At 65.1% G+C, this 17,848-nt stretch carries 17 protein-coding genes, 1 tRNA gene and 1 pseudogene; 5 read left to right on the top strand and 14 right to left on the bottom strand.

Features of this window, described 5'->3' with window-relative positions; genetic code table 11:
• Positions 1 to 246: 246 nt before the first annotated feature.
• On the bottom strand, positions 247 to 501 hold the full coding sequence (locus tag U858_RS0101265) for a hypothetical protein (protein WP_025135377.1): 255 nt from the start codon (positions 499 to 501) through the stop codon (positions 247 to 249).
• A 157-nt stretch (positions 502 to 658) separates the two neighbouring features.
• The gene (locus U858_RS0101260) at positions 659 to 1,522 is read right to left on the bottom strand and encodes a MurR/RpiR family transcriptional regulator (protein ID WP_025135376.1); all 864 of its coding nucleotides are present in this window, start codon (positions 1,520 to 1,522) and stop codon (positions 659 to 661) included.
• 150 nt (positions 1,523 to 1,672) lie between these two features.
• Here U858_RS0101260 and U858_RS0101255 point away from each other — a divergent pair, with 150 nt between their 5' ends.
• Positions 1,673 to 2,671 (top strand): tripartite tricarboxylate transporter substrate binding protein, encoded by a 999-nt coding sequence (locus tag U858_RS0101255; RefSeq protein WP_025135375.1) that lies wholly within the window; start codon positions 1,673 to 1,675, stop codon positions 2,669 to 2,671.
• A gap of 11 nt (positions 2,672 to 2,682) precedes the next feature.
• A complete protein-coding gene (locus U858_RS0101250) occupies positions 2,683 to 3,636 on the top strand; it encodes a succinylglutamate desuccinylase/aspartoacylase family protein (protein WP_025135374.1) in 954 nt (317 codons plus the stop codon).
• 83 nt (positions 3,637 to 3,719) lie between these two features.
• Here the strand turns inward: U858_RS0101250 and U858_RS0101245 are convergent, their stop codons facing one another.
• From U858_RS0101245 to U858_RS0101235, 3 genes are all read right to left on the bottom strand, one after another.
• The gene (locus U858_RS0101245) at positions 3,720 to 4,154 is read right to left on the bottom strand and encodes a GNAT family acetyltransferase (protein WP_025135373.1); all 435 of its coding nucleotides are present in this window, start codon (positions 4,152 to 4,154) and stop codon (positions 3,720 to 3,722) included.
• 313 nt (positions 4,155 to 4,467) lie between these two features.
• On the bottom strand, positions 4,468 to 5,385 hold the full coding sequence (locus U858_RS0101240) for a PhzF family phenazine biosynthesis protein (protein WP_025135372.1): 918 nt from the start codon (positions 5,383 to 5,385) through the stop codon (positions 4,468 to 4,470).
• Positions 5,386 to 5,537: 152 nt separating this feature from the next.
• Positions 5,538 to 5,843 (bottom strand): NIPSNAP family protein, encoded by a 306-nt coding sequence (locus U858_RS0101235; protein WP_025135371.1) that lies wholly within the window; start codon positions 5,841 to 5,843, stop codon positions 5,538 to 5,540.
• A gap of 140 nt (positions 5,844 to 5,983) precedes the next feature.
• Here U858_RS0101235 and U858_RS0101230 point away from each other — a divergent pair, with 140 nt between their 5' ends.
• Positions 5,984 to 6,358, top strand: a complete 375-nt coding sequence (locus U858_RS0101230; RefSeq protein ID WP_025135370.1) for a VOC family protein — start codon at positions 5,984 to 5,986, stop codon at positions 6,356 to 6,358.
• 158 nt (positions 6,359 to 6,516) lie between these two features.
• Complete coding sequence (locus tag U858_RS36065; protein WP_081821516.1) at positions 6,517 to 6,675, top strand: DUF6726 family protein; 159 nt, start codon at positions 6,517 to 6,519, stop codon at positions 6,673 to 6,675.
• Between the two features lie 12 nt (positions 6,676 to 6,687).
• Here U858_RS36065 and U858_RS0101225 read toward each other — a convergent pair.
• The 6 genes and pseudogenes from U858_RS0101225 to U858_RS0101200 all read right to left on the bottom strand — a co-directional run.
• Positions 6,688 to 7,974, bottom strand: a pseudogene (locus U858_RS0101225) (cytosine permease); the annotation flags it as partial.
• Positions 7,975 to 8,137: 163 nt separating this feature from the next.
• Positions 8,138 to 9,127, bottom strand: coding sequence for a biotin-dependent carboxyltransferase family protein (locus tag U858_RS0101220; RefSeq protein ID WP_025135368.1), 990 nt, complete (start codon positions 9,125 to 9,127; stop codon positions 8,138 to 8,140).
• Positions 9,117 to 9,992 carry an allophanate hydrolase subunit 1 gene (locus U858_RS0101215; RefSeq protein WP_025135367.1) on the bottom strand — a complete coding sequence of 292 codons (876 nt, stop codon included), beginning with the start codon at positions 9,990 to 9,992 and terminating at the stop codon, positions 9,117 to 9,119. Before U858_RS0101215 ends, U858_RS0101220 begins: the two co-directional genes overlap by 11 nt.
• The gene (locus U858_RS0101210) at positions 9,989 to 11,377 is read right to left on the bottom strand and encodes an acetyl-CoA carboxylase biotin carboxylase subunit (RefSeq protein WP_025135366.1); all 1,389 of its coding nucleotides are present in this window, start codon (positions 11,375 to 11,377) and stop codon (positions 9,989 to 9,991) included. Before U858_RS0101210 ends, U858_RS0101215 begins: the two co-directional genes overlap by 4 nt.
• Positions 11,378 to 11,380: 3 nt before the next feature.
• Positions 11,381 to 11,623 carry an acetyl-CoA carboxylase gene (locus tag U858_RS0101205; protein WP_025135365.1) on the bottom strand — a complete coding sequence of 81 codons (243 nt, stop codon included), beginning with the start codon at positions 11,621 to 11,623 and terminating at the stop codon, positions 11,381 to 11,383.
• Positions 11,624 to 11,666: 43 nt separating this feature from the next.
• Complete coding sequence (locus tag U858_RS0101200) at positions 11,667 to 12,437, bottom strand: 5-oxoprolinase subunit PxpA (RefSeq protein WP_025135364.1); 771 nt, start codon at positions 12,435 to 12,437, stop codon at positions 11,667 to 11,669.
• Between the two features lie 260 nt (positions 12,438 to 12,697).
• Here U858_RS0101200 and U858_RS0101195 point away from each other — a divergent pair, with 260 nt between their 5' ends.
• Positions 12,698 to 13,618 carry a LysR family transcriptional regulator gene (locus U858_RS0101195; RefSeq protein WP_025135363.1) on the top strand — a complete coding sequence of 307 codons (921 nt, stop codon included), beginning with the start codon at positions 12,698 to 12,700 and terminating at the stop codon, positions 13,616 to 13,618.
• A gap of 239 nt (positions 13,619 to 13,857) precedes the next feature.
• On the opposite strand, the gene U858_RS36470 is transcribed toward U858_RS0101195, so the two are convergent.
• The 3 genes from U858_RS36470 to U858_RS0101180 all read right to left on the bottom strand — a co-directional run bounded on the left by U858_RS36470 (position 13,858) and on the right by U858_RS0101180 (position 17,830).
• Positions 13,858 to 15,552 (bottom strand): autotransporter outer membrane beta-barrel domain-containing protein, encoded by a 1,695-nt coding sequence (locus tag U858_RS36470; protein ID WP_369797630.1) that lies wholly within the window; start codon positions 15,550 to 15,552, stop codon positions 13,858 to 13,860.
• A 1,592-nt stretch (positions 15,553 to 17,144) separates the two neighbouring features.
• Positions 17,145 to 17,221, bottom strand: a tRNA-Pro gene (locus U858_RS0101185).
• Positions 17,222 to 17,413: 192 nt separating this feature from the next.
• Positions 17,414 to 17,830, bottom strand: coding sequence for a MerR family transcriptional regulator (locus tag U858_RS0101180; protein ID WP_025135361.1), 417 nt, complete (start codon positions 17,828 to 17,830; stop codon positions 17,414 to 17,416).
• Positions 17,831 to 17,848: the final 18 nt, after the last annotated feature.

The following is a 17,848-nucleotide window of genomic DNA, read 5'->3' as shown; positions in this document are numbered from 1 at the left end:
AACTCTCCTTGTTGTTGTCATCCGTTAACCACTCTACCGGCCCCTGGCCAAGGCGCAAGGCACATGATGTGATAAACGAAACAAAACCTACATCGTCCACACCCTGCCGGAATTCGCTTCAAACCACAGGCCACGAGATTTGCAGCCCATGGCACCGGGTGGCGCACCGCAACATTCAGTAGGGCAAGCCGTGTCTGGATACCTGCCTGCAAGCAGATCGACATCTGGCCGCGCCGAGCCCGTGCGTCAAAGAATACCGTAACGCGGCTCGCCCGTCGCCGGGTCCACCGACACGATGCCGGACAGCACCAGTTCCGCATGGCGCCTGGCCACGCTCTCGTCGGCAAAGGTCACGAAACGCGGCAGAGACCAGCGCTGCTGGAAGTCCGCATCGCCTGGCCGCGACACGGCGATCTCGATCGCCAGCACGCCCGCATCCAGGCTGACCACTTCACACTTCACCTCGAAGCCGTCGATGTGACGTTGCGGCCACCAGTCCATTTCCCGCACTCCTGAAATCTGCTTGTCCGGCCGCAATATGCCAAAAAAAAAACGGCTTGAAAAGCCGTGTTTTGGGGCAGTCATACCGTACTAGAGCAGCTAGTGCCGGCGTATCTGGACAAGCCCGGAAAGGAGGCAAAATCGGGCCGATTTCGCGTCAGCGCGCGGGCGGGTGGATCCACTGCGAATCCCACAATGCCTCGCCGCGTTCCAGCGTGGCCGCGAGTTCCTTTTTACGGCGCAACGCCACCGCTGCCAAGAGCGCGTTGCAGATCGACATCGCCGCCGCATAGGAATCGAACGGCGACGCGCTGGACGTGCGGGCCAGCAGCACGTGATGCGCAAACGCGGCGGCCGGCGCGGCCGCCGAATCGGTGATCAGCACCACCTTGCCGCCGCGCTCCTTGAACACCTTCACGGCATTGGCCGCGGCCACCGAGTAGCGCCGGAACGTGAACGCCAGCAAGACGTCCTGCTCGTCCAGCCACAGCAGCTGGTCTTCCAGGAACAGTGGGCCGGACGCCGTCATGGCCTTCACGCCGGGCAGGCACAGATTCAGGTACAGCGCGACGTGGCTGGCCAGCGGCGCGGCCTGGCGCAGGCCCAGCACGTGCACCCGCGCCTTGCGCTGGGTCAGGGCGCGCACGGCCGCTTCGAAGGCGGCCACGTCGATGGCGGCAAACGTCGCTTCCAGGTTGTGCTGGTCGTGCAGCAAGGCGTTCTGCAGGCAGGCTTGCGCCGACGGGTTGTCGACGCTGACCGCATCGGCCCGTTCACCCGGCGAGGCCAGCATCGCCGTGACCTCGGCCCGCGCCTGCATCTGCGCCTGCGCGTAGCTGTCGTAGCCCAGCTTGGCCAACAGGCGCACCACGGTGGATGCACTGGTGCCGACTTTGCGCGCCAGCGCCGTGGCGGATTCCAGCAGGCCATGGGGATAGCGCGACTGCATGTCCTCGACCACCAGCCGTTCGGTCTTGGTCAGCTTCTTGTCGTAGGCGGCGATGCGTTGGTGCAGGTTCACGTGCGGTCGGGCTCCATGAGGGGCCCCGCAGCGGCTGCCATGCCGCTAGGTGATAACCCCAAATTCAACAACGTTCGTTGCAGACTATATTTCATCCTGCAATTTTCGTTGCAGAATAGACCGAACCGTCCGTCACTACAAGAGAGCTTCATGAAGCATCGATCCGAGGCGCCGTCGCCAGGCCGCCGCAACCTGCTCGCCGCCGGCGTAGGCGCCGCCCTGCTGCCCCTGGCCGCACGCGCCGACACCTACCCCTCGCGCCCCATCAGCCTGGTCGTGCCGTTTCCGGCCGGCGGTTCCGTCGACCTGGTCGGCCGCCTGTACGCGGAAGCGCTCGGCAAGGTGCTGGGCGTGACCCTCGTGGTCGAGAACCGCGACGGCGCCGGCGGCGCCATCGGCAGCCAGCGCGTGGCGCGCGCCAAGCCTGACGGCTACACGCTGGTCGCCTCGTCGCAAAGCTCGCACCTGGCCAACCCCATCATGCACCCCAAGCTGGGCTACGACCCGATCAAGGACTTCACCTCGATCTCGCAGCTGGCGCGCACCCCGAACGTACTGGTGACCAGCGCCGAACTGCCCGTCAAGACCTTCGCCGAGTTCGTCGCCTACCTGAAGGCGCACCCCGACGAGGTGCACTTCGCCACCGCCGGGGTGGGCAGCATGGGCCAGCTCAATGCCGAACTGCTCAAGAACACCGTGCAGGTCAAGGCCGTGCACGTGCCCTATCGCGGCGGCGCGCCGCTCTTGAATGCCCTGCTGGCCAACGAAGCCCAGTTCGCGCTGGACAACCTGGCGCCCTTCCTGCCGCACATCCAGATGGGCAAGATGCGCGCCCTGGCCGTGGCCGCCCCCAGCCGCCTGGATACACTGCCGGATATCCCCACTTTTGCCGAACTGGGTTATCCCGTGCTTAACTCGATGTCCTGGATCGGACTGGCCGCGCCCGCCGGCACGCCGCCCGATATCGTGCAAAAGCTGCTGACCGCCGTCCAGACCGCGGCCCGCGAGCCCACCACGGTGCAATCCCTGGAAAAAAGCGGCGCCCTGCCGCCCGAATTGCAGACCCCTGAAGCCTTCACCACCATGATGTCGCAACGCCTGGCCTTGTACAAAGACCTGGTCGACCGCGCCGGCATCCGCCCCGAATAGGCCCAACCCCGATGTCCAATCCCGCTTTCGCTCCCGACACCGCGCCGCTCGAAGTCCTGCCGCGCGACCTTTCCGCCTACCGCCAGGGCAACACCGGCATTGACTACGTGCACCGCTTCGAATCGGGCAAGCCCGGCCCGCACGTGCTCATCAACGCCCTTACCCACGGCAACGAGATCTGTGGCATGGTCGCGGCCACCCATCTGCTCGATACCGGCGTGCGGCCCAAGATCGGCACGCTCACCGTCAGCTTCGCCAACATCGAGGCCTACAACGCCTTCGACATCGACAACCCCTACGAAAACCGCCAGCTGGTTCACAACCTGAACCGCATCTGGTCGCCCGAATGGCTGGACGGCGCCGAGCAAAGCCCCGAACTGCGGCGCGCCCGTGAACTGCGGCCGGTGCTGGACGTTGCCGACTACGTACTGGACATCCATTCCACCCGCGCCCCCGTGCAACCCTTCTGGGTCTACCCCGAGATCGACCGCAACACCACCCTGGCCGCCGCCGTCGGCGCGCCTGCGGTGCAGCTGGTCATGCCGGCCGGGCGTTTCCCCGGCACCGGCGTGCTCAACTACGGCCGCCATGGCGATCCCGCCTCGAACAGCGGCGGCGCGCTGGTGGTCGAATGCGGCCAGCACTTCGCGCAATCGGCAGCCGACCTGGCCACCGACGTCACGCTGCGCTTCCTGGCCCACCTGGGCCTGATCGACACGCCCGCCGCCGCCGCGCCGCCCCCGCCCGCCCAGCCGTTCCGTCTGCTGGAAGTGCATATGGTCAAGTCGGAAGACTTCTCCTTCGTGCGCCCCGTCATCGGTTTCGAGGTCTTCAACAAAGGCGAACTCATCGCGATCAACGCCGGCGAAGAAATCCGCTCGCCCTGCGACCACTGCACGATCTTCATGCCGACCCGCATGCCGATCGTCGGCCGCGAAGGCGTCTACCTGACCGAGCCCATGTAAATGTGGGAGCCCCATCCCTGGGACTTGAACGCCCCTGCCGCCGATCTTCAGCGGCAGGGCTTCGAGGCCAGCGGCCCTGAGCCTCACAGATCCGGGATCAGGCGCTTGCCCAGGCTGATCACCTGATCCTGCTCGAACCCCAGGCTGGCATAGAAATCCTGCACCGCCTCGTTGCCCGAGCGGATCAGCAGATTGATCTTGGGGCAGCCTTTTTCCAGCAGCTTGCGTTCCACCGCCCGCATCAAGGCGGATGCATGGCCACGGCGCTGATGCGCCGGGGATACCGCCAGGTAATTGATCCAGCCACGATGGCCGTCATACCCGCCCATCAAGGTGCCCACGATCTCGCCGTCCGCTTCACCGACCAGGAACAGGTCGGACTGCACGGTCAGCTTGCGGGCCACGTCCTTGCGCGGATCGTTCCACGGGCGCGTCAGCCCGCAGGCGGTCCATAGCCCGATCACGGCGGCTTCGTCGGACGGGTGGAAGGGCCGGATGGCCAGTTCAGGGTGCTTCATGCTTCGTTCCTCTTTGCAGGAAAAACGAAGGCCGGGCGCGACACCTCGATGGCTGGAAAACAGGTCGCGCATGCCGCGCAAACAAAAAGGCCACGAGGGGTATCGTGGCCTTCTGGTGGGAGCGCCGGAAATCCGGCGCTTGAACACGGCTTGCCACTCAACGCAGGCGTCGAGTGATTCGTCGGTTGTCTGCCCGGGCCGGCAAGGCCGGCGGGGCGAAATGGGCGATAGGCATGGGGGCCAGCATACTAGAAGATTGTGCATCGCAGCAAGCCCTCACGAAACTCAGCTTGCCCCCAGCCGACGCGGCGGATCAATCCATCACTGGCGCCGGCAACGTGCCTTCCATCACCACCACGGCCTGCCCGGCCACGCCCGCCCAGACGCCGTCGGCGAGGACCTCGGCCTGCGCCAGCAGCAGGCTGGCCCGCCCCATGTCCACCCCCTGCCCCACCCGCAACCGCAGTTCGCCCGCGCCGCGCAAGGCGGCCCGCAACGCGGTCATGGCCCCCGTCGCGCTGCCCGTGGCAGGATCTTCCGTCATGCGTCCGGTGAACATGCGCGCCTGGATGTCCGTCGGCCCCTGCGCCGTATCGCCGCCCGCATCGGTGGTGTAGGCGTAGATCGAACGCGCCCCGTCCAGGGGCATCAACGCGGCATAGCCGGCCGGGTCCGGCACGGCGCGGCGCAGCGCATCGCGGCTGGCCAATTGCACCACCAGGAACGTCAAGCCCACGGACACCACCTGCGGCGCGTGCTCGGCCAATTCGATATCGGCAGGTTGCAGCCGCAGCGCGCGCGCGGCGGCTTCGGCCGACGCCTGGCTGCCCCGCGTCAAAGGCTGCGGCGCGGCCAATTCGGCGCCCAGCAAGCGGCCAGCCTCGTCGTACTGCAATGCAATGCGCACCAGACCCGCTTCTTCCTCGAATTCAAAGCGCGCCGGCGCCGGGCGCCCCGCCGCGATCATCTCGCGCGCCAGCACCACTGCCGTGCCCACGTTGGGATGGCCGGCGAACGGCACTTCACGATCGGGCGTGAAAATGCGCACCCACGCCGTATGCGCGGCATCGCGCGGCGTCAGCACGAAACTGGTTTCCGAGTAATTGAACTCTCGCGCAATGCGCTGCATCTGCGCGGTATCCAGTCCCTCGGCGCCCAGCACCACCGCCAGCGGATTGCCCTGGTAGGCGTGGGCGGTAAACACATCGGCGGTGACGTAGCGGTAGCGCATGGGAGATCCTGGCATCAAGAAATGAATGCCAGGGATTATGCGGCGTGGCTGATCGGCGCGACAGGCACAGAGCGGCACGAATCAGGCCATAACAGCCGGGTCGCCAAAGGCTCGGCCATCACGCACATGCCTGCCCCCCCCGGCCCCGGGGTTCAGGCAAACACGGGCCGGAAGAAGCTGCGTTCGTAGCTGACGATGCAGCGCGTGTCCTCGGCATACTTGAACGCCGCCTGGCAGGCCGCGTCGTCCATCGACTGCTGGCGGTAGCGTTCGTACTCCGCCAGGCTCGGGAACGTAAACATGGCCAGGGCGATATTGTTGGCGCCTTCCGACGGCAGGAAATAGCCGTGGTGCGTGCCGCCGAACTTCTCCACCAGCGGAATCCACATCTTGCCGTAGGCCTCGAATTCCTTCAGGCGACTGGGATCGATCACGTAACGCAGATAGCAGGTAACCATGGAAGCTCCGTTGATGGGGCGCCGCGGCACATTCCGCGGCAAATTGGCGCCGCTGCCGCTAGGCAGCCTGCCGCCGGGCTGGGACAATCCCACAAGCGCTGCCCGGCGTCAATGCCGTCTCCCCTACCTGCCCCGCCCTCATGAACCTCATCGCCCACGTCGAAATCCCCGCTGCCGACCTTGAACGCGCCATGCACTTCTATCGCCATGTGTTCGGCATCGCCTTCGACGGCGTCGTCGATCTGCACGACAGCAAGATGGCCTACTTTCCATTCCAGGAAGGCCAGGACGGAGCCAGCGGCGCGCTGGCACAAGGCCCGGCCTACGTGCCGACCCTGCACGGCCCCATCGTCTACTTCGGTGTGCCGGACATCGACGACGCCCTGCAAAAGGCCCAGGATCTGGGCAGCGACATCCTGTTCCCCAAGACCCAGGCCGGGCCGGATTGGCTCGTGGCCGAAATCCGCGACAGCGAAGGCAACCGGATTGCGCTGCAGGCCAGGGCCGCCGCCTGACGCACCGGATTACATCCGGTACGCCGGGCTGCACAGATATTCACACTCCCCCCTCATTTGCGCGTAAGAGTCCCGCCGTCTCTGCGCCAGAATTCCGGGAATGCGCCCCCTCGGGCGAACGGGCGGCGCCGACCGCCCATTCTTTCCAAGCGAATTCGATGAAGTGGATCCTGGTTTCAACCTTATGCCTGCTCGCCTCGGGCTGTGGCCTGGCGGCCGCCCCCTGCCGCGTCACCTCGGCCGTCATCAAGATCGTGCCGGTCGTGGGCGGCGTCGCCGCCGCGCCTACCGACGCCTGTGCCGAGATCATCGATTGACTGAAAGAGCCAGTATCCCGCGCCCGCCACCACGAAGCTGACCGGCGCCGCGAAGGTCGCTGCCAGGCCGCTCAAGTGCATCAACACCAGGCCGCTGGCGGCGCCAGCGAACCAGGCGCCCAGCCCGCGGCGGTTATAGGCGCTGCCGCCCTCGCCCGCCGTTTGTGGCGTGTTGCCGACCGCCAGGATGTGCACCAATGCCACGGCCACCCACGCGACCACGAAAATGCCCTGGTAGGCCAGCGCCTGCAGCAGGTAGGTGAACACGTCGAACAGCATGAGCGCGTACGACACCGCGCCCACGATCACCGCCCACATCGCCTTGGACAGCCGGGCTCCGCCAAACCGTGCAAAGAAGGCCTGCATATTGATGGTGGCCAGGTAGTAGTTCGCGGTATTGATGCGAGTCTGCGTCACCCATACGAAAAACAGTCCGCCCAGGCCCATCAGCTTGAGCAGTGCCAGCACGACCGACACTTCGCTCAGCGCGCCATCGCCCGGAATGATGCTGACCAGGTAGATGCCGGCCACGCCGTTGAGCAGAAACGTCACCAGGTAGAACGGCATGCCGAAGTTGTAGCGGCCGTGATAGCGCATATCTTCGCGGCGGCCAAAGCGGGCATAGTCGAACGTGAACATCATCAGGACCCAGACGCCCATGTAATAGACGTAGGCGTCCCACCAGCCCCCTGCCACCGGTCCACCGGACGGCCCGAACGCCAGCCAGGCATCGCTGTAGCCGTACTCGCGCGTGGCCATGACCACCGCCAACAGCAGGCCGCCCAGGTAGAACGGCAGCAACACGCCGTTGAATTTGTCGAGCCAGCGCTGCACGCTGCCAAAGATCAGCAGCACGCTGTAGATCACCACCAGCAACGCAAAGGCCCAGTAAGGCACCACCGGGAACATGTGGTGCGCGGCCACGGCCATCACCGACCCCTCGAACACCGCGTAGTAGATGGCCGTGGCGAAGAAGATCAAGGTGGCCAGCGCCGCGCCCGACGTCCCGAACACGCTGCGCGAGAACAGCGCCACCGATTGGCCGGTTCGGATGGCATAGCGCGAAATCACGCCATTGATGAGGCCATAGGAAACCACCGACAGCAGCATGCCGATGATGGCGTTGCGCGCGCCGTAATTGAGCGCCAGCGTGGCGCCGACCACGATGTAGAAAATGGCGCTGCAAACTGCCCACCAGGCCATGGTGAGCGGAAATCGACCCATGCGGTCGGCGTCGGCCACGGTGGCCATGGAAGTATCCCGGTCCGAAGACGCGGTGCTGGAATTGAGGTTGGCCATGAAAGGCTCTCCTGACGTGCTGAAGAACCGCGAAACGCGGACGAGTACGGCGGTACGGCGTACAGCGGGTGAAACGCGCAAAGCACGGGCGCAAGAAGGCCCGTCCAGCCTGTCGGAACAGGCCGGAAGGAAAGCAGCGATCAATGGGAAAGCGAGGCGGGAATCAGCCCAACGCGACGCGCAATCGCTCCAGGCTGGCGCGATAGTCCTTGCGCGCCTGCAGCGCCGTCTCGAGCGTGACGCGCTCGAAGCGGGCCTGCTGGTTCGGCTGCATCTGGCCGACCTTGTCGAGGTCGGCGCTGATGACGGTGCCGATCATGGCGTAGCCCCCGCCGGAAACGGCGTCCCGATGCAGGATGATGGGTTCCACACCGGCCGGCACCTGGATCGAGCCGATCGGGTAGCAGGCGTCCACGATATTGGACGGATCGGCGCCCGCGCCGAACGGCTGTTCGCGTGGCTGGAACTTGAGCGCGCGGCCCTTCTTGTAGCGATAGCCGATGCGGTCGGCTTCCGAGGTCACGCTCCAGCTGTCCTCGTAGAACGAGGCGGCCGACTCCGGCATCAGCCGATGGTCATACAGGCCCGGCACCACGCGCAGCACCTGTTCCTTGGGGCAGGCGACGGCCAATGCCGCCGGCAGCGCCCGGCCCGCCCAGGCACCGGGCGACGGCGCCCCCACCCGCAGGCGATCGCCCGCCTGCAGGCGGCGCCCCTCGAAACCGCCGATCGCCCCCAGCGTGTAGGTAGAGCGGCTGCCCAGCACCTCGGGCACGTCGATACCGCCGGCAACCGCCAGGCAGGCGCGGGCACCGGCCTGCACGAAGTCGAACGACAGCCGGGCGCCGGCCGGCACCGCCAGCGCGGTGTTGCAGGCCTGGGCCTGGCCATCGATCTTGGGCACCATGGTCGCACCCGTCACCGCGATCAGCGCCGCACGCGTGAACCGCAGTTCGGGGCCCAGCAGCGTGCATTCCAGTACCGCCGCCCCCTCGAGGTTGCCCACCAGCAGATTGGCGGCAGCCAGCGCATACTGGTCCAGCGCCCCGGACGGCGGGATGCCCAGGTGGTAATGGCCCTGGCGGCCCCGATCCTGGACCGACGTCGCCAGCCCGGGCTTGATCACTTCGATGAGCGGTTCGTCATGCGGCATGGAGCGTCTCCAGAAGGCGGGCGTTGTACTGCGTCGGCGCAGCCATGAACTCGGCCAGCGAGAACGACACCGGACGAATATTGAGCAGGAAAGTGCCGGCCTCGACCTCGGCCTCTGCCGTGTCGTATTCGGCGCGGCTGATCGGCTTGAACTTGACGATGTCGCCAGGCCGGAAGAACACCATCGACTCGCGCAGGTGCGCCTGGCGTTGGGCCGGCTCGAAGATCGGCGCCGGCGTCACGCCGAACATCTGGTAGCCGCCCGCGCCGCGCACCGAATAGATGCAGGCGAAGCAGCCGCCATGCCCCACGGTGTGCTTGGGCGTGTCGGTGCGGGGCCGCAGATATTTGGGCACCTCGATCTGGCGTTCCTGTTCGACCATCTGGAACATGAACGGCAGGCCGGCCACAAAGCCCACCATCGACACGAACCAGGGCGCCCCGGAATGCGCCGCGATGAAAGCGTCGACGCCGTCATAGCCGTTGATGCGCGCCGCGTACTCCAGATCGGTCGAACCCGCGTCCTGGTGACGTTCGCGAAAGCGCATCAGGGTCTCGTACGTCCAGGGGTCGTTGTACAGCACCGGCACCTCGATGACGCGAGTCTCCAGGCGCAGGTTGTCCAGGTCGATGCCGGCTTCGATCTCCCGCAGGATCTCCACCATGGCGGCGGGCGCGACCTGCTCGGGGTCGTAGCGGATCTGGTACGAGGCATTGGCCGGGCAGATTTCGCTCACGCCCGGCACGGCGCGCTCGCGCAGGGCCCGCGTGATCGCCATGCCCTTGAAGAACGCGGCCAGCGACATGGACTCGCTGATCTCGGCGAAGATGAACTCATCGCCCCCGTGGGTATAGCGCACCGTCATTGGGTTTCCTCCCGTTGCTGCATCCAGCTTTCCAGGTAATTCGTGTGATAGTCGCCCGCGACGACACCCGGGTCGGCCACCAGCGCGCGGTGCAGGGCCAGCGTCGAAGGCACCCCTTCGAATTCCGTCTCGTCCAGCGCCCGCGCCATCCGCGCCAGCGCACTGGCCCGGTCCTCGTCCCACACGATCAGCTTGGCCAGCAACGAATCGTAGTAAGGCGGCACCACACTACCGGCATAGACCATCGAATCGATGCGCACGCCCGGGCCTGCCGGCCACCGCACATGCGACACCGTGCCCGGGCCGGGCGCGAAATTGCGCGACGGGTCTTCCGCATTCAGGCGGCATTCGATGGCGGCGCCGCGCATCACGATGTCCGGCTGCTTCAGGCGCAGCGGCTCGCCGTCGGCGATGCGCAGCATCTCGCGCACCAGGTCGATGCCCGTAATGGCTTCCGTGATCGGATGCTCGACCTGGATGCGCGTATTCATCTCGATGAAATAGAACTCTCCGCGCGTCTCGTCGTACAGGTATTCCAGCGTGCCGGCACCGCAATAGCCCACCGACTCGGTCAGGCGCAACGCCGACTCGCACAGCGCCTGGCGCAGAGCGGGGCTGAGCGCGGGCGACGGCGCTTCCTCGAACACCTTCTGGCGCCGCCGCTGCAACGAGCATTCGCGTTCGAACAGGTGCACTGCGCGCTGGCCGTCGCCCAATACCTGCACCTCGATATGGCGGGCACGTGGCAGGTAGCGTTCCAGGTAGACGCCACCGTCGCCGAAGGCGGCGCGGGCCTCGGCCTGCGCCATGGGAATGGCCTCGCGCAGCGCGGCCTCGTCGGCCGCCACCCGGATACCGCGCCCGCCGCCGCCGGCCGACGCCTTGATCATCAAGGGGTAGCCGATCTGCGCCGCGTGGCTGAGCGCCTCGTCCAGCGAACCGACCACGCCCTCGCTGCCCGGCACGGTCGGCACCCCCGCCGCCTTGGCGCTGGCGCGCGCGGCGGCCTTGTCACCCATGCTGCGGATGGTGGGGGCGTCGGGGCCGACGAAAATCAACCCGGCCTCGGTCACCGCCTGCGAGAAATCGGCGTTTTCGGCCAGGAAACCATACCCGGGATGAATCGCGTCCGCGCCACTCTCGCGCGCCGCGTCCAGCAAAGCCTGCGCATTGAGATAGCTGCGCGACGCGTGGGCCGCGCCGATGTGCATGGCGCTGTCGGCCAGGCGCACCGCCAGGGCGTCGCGATCCGCGTCACTGTAGACCGCCACCGTGCGCATCCCCAACTCGCGCGCGGCGCGGATCACACGCACGGCGATCTCGCCGCGATTGGCCACCAGCAAGGTGTGGATGCGACGAGGCCGATAGAACGAAGGAATACCCATGCCTCAGCCCTCGATGCGCAACAGCGCCTGACCGGGTTCGACCGGTTCGCCATCGGCCACCAGGATCTCGCGCACCACCCCGCCCACTTCGGCCTCGATCTGGTTGAACTGCTTCATCACCTCGACAATGCCGATCACATCGCCGGGCCGCACGGTCGTACCCACCTCGACAAACGGCGCGGCATCCGGACTGGGGCGGTGGTAGAAGGTGCCCGGCAGCGGGCTCTGGATCTCTTGCTGCGACATGGGGGTTTTCTCCTTGGAATGGATATGGAATTCGTAGCCGGCGTCAGGCCAGTTGCGGCGGCGCGATGCGAATGCCGTGGGCCTCGAGCCGGGCCCGGGTGGCCTGCACCAGCGCCAGGGCGCCGGGGGTATCGCTGTGGATGCAGACTGAATCGAACTCGATGGCGATGTCACGTCCCTCGACGGTGCGCACCTTGCCCTGGACGCAGGCGCGCAGCACCTTGTCGGCCACCTGCTGCGGATCCAGCGCTTGCGTGTACCGCGTGAACACGATCGAGCCGCTGGCGTCGTAATCCCGATCGGCATAGAACTCGCGCACCACGGGCACGCCCATTTCCCGCGCCACCTGGCAGGTCACGGACTGTTCCATGCAATACAGCATCAACGTCGGTTCCAGGTCGCGCAAAGTCTCTACCAGCCGACGCGACAGCGTTTCGTCCCGCGCGGCGCGCATGTACAACGCGCCATGCGGCTTCACATGCTGCAGACGCAGCCCATGCAGGCGGGCGAATTCGCGCAGCGCGCCCAACTGGTAGACGATGTCGTTGACCAGGCCCTCGGCGCTCTCGTTCAGGTCACGTCGGCCAAAGCCCACCAGATCACGAAACCCCGGATGCGCGCCGATGCCGATGCCGTGCTCGCGCGCCATCTTGACCATGCGGTTCATGATGTTGGGGTCCCCGGCATGAAATCCGGTGGCGATATTGGCCGAACTGATCAGTGGCATGATCGCGTCATCCACGTCGTCGCCGATCTTCCAGGGTCCAAATCCCTCGCCCATGTCGGAGTTCAGGTCTATCGTCGCCTTGGTCATGAAACAGGGTCCTCCTTTCTACCTGCGGGCCAATTGCCCGCGTCATGGCTGCACAGTAGCGAAGGCATCAAGGGATAAAAAGTTCTTTTTTTGGATCGATCTTTATCTGAATTTTCGATATCCCGCTTCATGCACCACATCGGGGCAGTCGACGGATTCCTATGGGAATTCAGGGATTTCCCTGAAATCCCAGGCACGCTGATGGTGCGGATAAACAGATATCCTGTGGCTTCACTATCTATTAATCAGATAAGCCCGTCATGTCACTCACGCTTCGGCAACTCAAATATTTCGTCGCGGCTGCCGAACTGGGACAGATCTCGCAGGCGGCGATCCAGCTCGCCATTTCACAATCGGCCGTCACCACCGCAATCCGCGAGCTCGAAGACATCGTCGGTTCGCCCCTGTTCCTGCGTGGCGCCAACGGCGTCGCCCTGACCGAAACCGGCCGCGGGTTTCTCAACCACGCCTACAACATCCTGTCGTCGGTCGACGAGGCCTTGCGCATGCCCCGGGCCGACGCGCGCGAAAGCGGCCGCCTGCTGCTGGCGGCCTCGTACACCGTGATCGGCTACTTCCTTCCTTATCACCTGCAGCGCCTGTCGCAGCTCTACCCCAACCTGGATATCCAGCTGCACGAGCTCAACCGCAACGCCATCGAAGAAGGACTGATCGCGCACCGCTACGACATGGCGGTGCTGCTCACTTCCAACGTGGTGAATCCCGAACTGGCGGTAGAACATTTCTTCGGTTCGCCACGGCGCTTGTGGGTGCCGGCACGCCATCCCCTCCTGGCGCGCGATACCGTCACGCTTGAGGACGTGGCGGAAGAACCCTTCATCATGCTCACCGTCGACGAGGCCGCCCACACCGCCCTGCGCTACTGGAGCGAAACGCCCTTCCGGCCCGACGTGCGCCTGCGCACCTCGTCCGTCGAAGCGGTGCGCAGCACGGTCGCCAACGGCGGCGGCGTCGCGGTGCTGTCGGACATGGTTTATCGGCCCTGGTCATTGGAAGGCCGCCGCATCGAGACCATCCAGCTCAAAGACCCGATCCCGCCCATGAACGTCGGCCTGGCCTGGCGCAAGGGCACCGACATCTCAGGCCCCAGGCGCGTGCTGCGCGACTACTTCCGCCACGCGTATGCCTTGCCGCGTGGGACGGATACCGTGCGGGTCTGATACGGATTCAACCACTTGACGGAGAACGACATGGGCATCGACCGGCCGGCCACGGACGACAGCACAAGTGCAGAACAGCTCTTCCCCGACGCCGCCACGCGAAGCGCCCTGCAAGCCCTCTTGCGCGGCGTGGAAAGTTTCCAGATTCCCCCGTCGATCGACTGGCCCGCCGCCCGGCAGCACGGACAGCCGTTCCTGCACCTCCGAGTGCAAAGAACAAGGTCTTTTTGTATCTGCCGCTACCAGCGATACCCCACATTGAGCATGCCGCCATAGCCGCCTTGGTCGCCGCTGCCAGCCTGGCTAAACACATGGCCTGAAATCCGCACGGCGCGGCCAATCCGGCCTTCGGCGCCCAGTTTCAGCTCCAGGCTGTTGCGCGACGGCGCCGCGTCCAGCGTGTTGGGGCCCATCTGCACCGACGGGTTGCCAAAATTGTGCAGCCAGTTGGCCTCGAGAAACGGGCGCACGACCGGTGCGGCGGCAGCCTGTGGATACACCCGCACCCCGATACGCGAGTTCCAGGTGTTGGCATTGCCCGGGCGCATGCGGGTGTCCTGCAACGTGGCATCCTGCGCGCCGTAGCGGCTATAGACGAACTGCGCGTGAGGTTCGAGCACGATGGCGCCCAACGCCGAGCCGGCCGCAAAAGGAGCCACCGCATAACCTGCTTCGACCGAGGCGCTCAGGACCGTGGAGCGATAGCGGGCCGAGCCGACCTCGCTATCGATCTGGTTGCGATAGCGGCCCAGTTGCAGCCAGCTGTCGGCATAGGCGCCCAGGCGCGTCGCGTCATTCTGATAGGCGGTTCCATACACACCCACCGAATAGCCGGACACCTTGCCGTGCGCACGGGTCTTGGCGGTGACGCCGCCAGGCAACATCATCGTGGATAGGGAGCGGGAGCGAGCATCGCCGTATCCGCCCATCAGGCCAGCGTAAAGGGAGCCGTTCCGACTGACGGGAACTCTGATGAGATCCGCGCCCAGCTGCAGCACCATGCTGTCGGTGGCGACATCGACGCGGCCCTCGGACATGCGCAGGCCGCTGTCCTGGCGTCCCTGGACGCGGGTCCACAAGCCTCGGCCGGGCCCGGCAATGGCGCCGTCGGCATCCGGCGTGCCGGCGCTTGTTGCGCCGTAGGCAGCGACGCGGTCGTGCAGACCATGCATGAACAGCCGGGTGCTGGCCAATTGGTTGCCGGCGTAGGCGCCGCTTTCAGGCGAGACGTTCTGAAAACCCGGTTTCAGGGGCTGGACGATGGGCACGGGCTGCACGACGGACGGGGGCTGCACGGCGGGATCGGGCTGCGGCGTGGAGTAGGTCGATGTCAAGTACCAGTCCGGCGCTGCGCCGCCATTGCCGCCCTGGACCAGGCTGTAGTCGTAGCCGTTCAAGGCGATCGTGCCCGCACTGGCGCGGTAGCCAGTGGAACCGGCGTCCAGATGGAACGCGCCCGGCGCGGTGGTGCCGCCGTTGATCGTCTGCACCACGCGGATGCCGGTGCCGGTGCTGTTACCGGCGCCGCCGGCATTGATGACGCGCAAGCCGGTGTTGCCCGTTGCCGAACCGCCGTCGATGACCAGCTTGTCGGTCGCCGAGGCGTCATCGCCCAGGCGGGTATTGAGCACCAGTGTGCCGCCACCCGCATAGTTGCTCACGGTCAGCGTCTTGAAGCCCGACCCGTCAGCGGGTGTAGCGAACGCGACGACACCTGCGTTCGATAGCGTGCCCAGGGTGGAATCGCCACGCACATTCCAGGTGCTGCCGCCATCAAGCGCAAGGCTGTTGACGCGTCCGCGGTACTGCTGCACGGCCCCTGTCAGGGTAGACCCATTCCTGAGGGCAACATCGATCGTGCCTTCTTCAGCCACCAGATCCCCCTTGAGGAAGGCATTGGAGGCATCCAGGTTGGCTTGTGCGTTCTGCCCCATGGACCACAGCAGCACACCCTTGGTGTCGTCATCGCTGGCATCCCTGGCAATAATGGAAGAGTCCGCGACCAAGAAGGCATAGGGACCACTGTCGGCAACCCCCAAGGCGTATCTACCCTTGGTGCTGATCTGACTGCCGTTCCTGATGGTCAGGGTAGAGGGATTCATGCCTGAGTAGCTGCTGACGCCCTGGATGCCAACGCTGTCGGGCCCGCCCTCGACGAGCATGCGGGTATTGTCCAGCGTCACCGCCGCGCCGTCGCCAAACATGAGCCCTTTCGCGAAATCGCCAATGGCCTGAACCGCGCTGCCATAAGCGGACAGGCTGCTGGCGCCCCCCCTGACGTACAAGGCGTTGGACGTCGACGCCAACGTAACGTTTTCCAGCGTGACGGTGTTGGTGTTCCCTGGACTGTCGTCAACCAGGACTCCATAGCCGACGCCCGTCCCCCCATTTTCTCCGTGTTGGATGTCCACCCCGGTCAGCTTGATGCTCCCGCCATCGGCCAGGCGCAGGCCGTTGGAATCCAACATTTTGAGAGAGCCGCCGACCATCTCAAACCCGCCACCGTGGGTCACGAATACGGTGGATCCACCAGAGAAGTAGACAATCTCGGTGCCGCTCAGTTTGACCACACTCCCTGCGCCATCGACCGCTACACCATTGCCATAAAAACCGCCCGTGATCTGGATCTTGCCGCCGTCCAGCGACACGCGGGCGCCGTTCTCTGCATAGACACCCGAGACCCAGTCCGGGATGGGACCATTCGAACCCACCGCCGTGATGGTCAAATCCTGCGTGGCGATGATCGAGCCTGCGCCCGTGGCATGCACGCCGTTGCCTGCCGCGGCAGTGACACTACCACCGTCAAGTTCGATGCGGCCACCGTTCTGCGCGTAGACGCCATTGCCCTCGCCTCGGTTGTCTATGCTGCTGTCTATCAAGGAGATGGTGCCGCCCGAGGCGGCCTGCAGACCCACGCTATCCGTGCCGCTGGCAATGACAGCAACGCCATTGCCGTCCACCCGATTGCTACCGGCAACATCGATGGCGGCGCCCGCGCCGGTGTGCGTCACCGTGTCGCCAAGGTTCAGTACCGTATCGAGATTGTTGCTGACGGGGGGTTTGAGAACGATCTGGCCGTAGTCGTGCGCCATCACGGGCGATGTCAATGCCAACAAGGCCATTGCGCCGAGTGTGATGGGGGGTAGGCTGGTACGCACCGCGTTTCCTTCGCTAGTAGGCCCGGAAGCGCGCGCAAATCAACTGAGATTCAAAGAGAAAACCACGCGACGTTGAACTGCTGCAGCTCGCTTCATTCAGGGCAGGCAGGATATTGATGCAGTCATCATCGCTTTCAAACGCGGGCCCTGGAATCAGAAGATTCCAAAACATGTAACGCCTCACTGAAAACGTTTTCAGTTTCATGCGCGTGCAGCCCCGTCCGTACCGCTACGGGGGCCTGCGAATGCGGATTGGGCCTGGCTACAGTGCAGTCACCACTGTGCAGTCACAGCGCTACGGGAAAGACCGCAGCACCAATGAGAAAGGGGGTTAGTGATTTTCATCACTAACCCCCTTAGGGTATTGCTGGTCGGGACGGCGGGATTCGAACTCGCGACCCCTTGCACCCCATGCAAGTGCGCTACCAGGCTGCGCTACGCCCCGAAAGAAAAAGAGTATAGCAGAACAAAAAATTGTTTGCACGCATTGGTGCAAAAAAAGTGCTGAATACTCAAAAAAATTTTGCGTCCCCTGCGCGATGCCTGCATCACCTGCCTGCAGGTCTCGCGCACAAGACGCAAGGGTCCAGATGTCGTGCTTGAAAAAAGTTCGTGCTTGCCTGATGCGCGCCGCGCATCAAGCCTGTGCTGTGCTGCTGGCGCTTGCAGCCGGCGTGCCCAGCGCTTCACCGAGCATCGTCGACACATTGCCCAGCTCGTTGCGCAGGGCTTGCATCTCGGCGCCGGTGAGACGCACGGCGGCGTCTTGATCGTGCGGCGTATCGCGTGCATCGCCCAGGCGATTGCGCGCACCGCTGATCGTGAAGCCCTGCTCGTACAGCAACGACCGGATGCGGCGGATCAGCAGCACTTCGTGATGCTGATAGTAGCGGCGGTTGCCGCGCCGCTTGACCGGCTTGAGCTGCGTGAATTCCTGTTCCCAGTACCGCAAGACATGAGGCTTGACGCCACACAGGTCGCTGACTTCACCGATGGTGAAATAGCGCTTGGCGGGAATGGGCGGTAGGGTTACGGTGGATTCAGTACGTGTCATAAGAGAATTTTATGCCGC

It is taken from the genome of Achromobacter sp. DH1f (genome assembly GCF_000633435.1).
Lineage (GTDB): Bacteria > Pseudomonadota > Gammaproteobacteria > Burkholderiales > Burkholderiaceae_B > Achromobacter > Achromobacter deleyi.
This window is presented reverse-complemented; position numbering and strand designations above follow the sequence as displayed.

Coding starts and splice junctions, on each gene's coding strand:
- U858_RS0101240 (WP_025135372.1), bottom strand. CDS start 5,385: ATGCGCTACCGCTACGTCACCGCCGATGTGTTTACCGCCCACGCCTAC.
- U858_RS36065 (WP_081821516.1), top strand. CDS start 6,517: ATGAAGTGGATCCTGGTTTCAACCTTATGCCTGCTCGCCTCGGGCTGT.
- U858_RS0101200 (WP_025135364.1), bottom strand. CDS start 12,437: ATGACCAAGGCGACGATAGACCTGAACTCCGACATGGGCGAGGGATTT.
- U858_RS0101250 (WP_025135374.1), top strand. CDS start 2,683: ATGTCCAATCCCGCTTTCGCTCCCGACACCGCGCCGCTCGAAGTCCTG.
- U858_RS0101235 (WP_025135371.1), bottom strand. CDS start 5,843: ATGGTTACCTGCTATCTGCGTTACGTGATCGATCCCAGTCGCCTGAAG.
- U858_RS0101205 (WP_025135365.1), bottom strand. CDS start 11,623: ATGTCGCAGCAAGAGATCCAGAGCCCGCTGCCGGGCACCTTCTACCAC.
- U858_RS36470 (WP_369797630.1), bottom strand. CDS start 15,552: ATGGGGCAGAACGCACAAGCCAACCTGGATGCCTCCAATGCCTTCCTC.
- U858_RS0101195 (WP_025135363.1), top strand. CDS start 12,698: ATGTCACTCACGCTTCGGCAACTCAAATATTTCGTCGCGGCTGCCGAA.
- U858_RS0101220 (WP_025135368.1), bottom strand. CDS start 9,127: ATGCCGCATGACGAACCGCTCATCGAAGTGATCAAGCCCGGGCTGGCG.
- U858_RS0101255 (WP_025135375.1), top strand. CDS start 1,673: ATGAAGCATCGATCCGAGGCGCCGTCGCCAGGCCGCCGCAACCTGCTC.
- U858_RS0101180 (WP_025135361.1), bottom strand. CDS start 17,830: ATGACACGTACTGAATCCACCGTAACCCTACCGCCCATTCCCGCCAAG.
- U858_RS0101245 (WP_025135373.1), bottom strand. CDS start 4,154: ATGAAGCACCCTGAACTGGCCATCCGGCCCTTCCACCCGTCCGACGAA.
- U858_RS0101210 (WP_025135366.1), bottom strand. CDS start 11,377: ATGGGTATTCCTTCGTTCTATCGGCCTCGTCGCATCCACACCTTGCTG.
- U858_RS0101230 (WP_025135370.1), top strand. CDS start 5,984: ATGAACCTCATCGCCCACGTCGAAATCCCCGCTGCCGACCTTGAACGC.
- U858_RS0101215 (WP_025135367.1), bottom strand. CDS start 9,992: ATGACGGTGCGCTATACCCACGGGGGCGATGAGTTCATCTTCGCCGAG.
- U858_RS0101265 (WP_025135377.1), bottom strand. CDS start 501: ATGGACTGGTGGCCGCAACGTCACATCGACGGCTTCGAGGTGAAGTGT.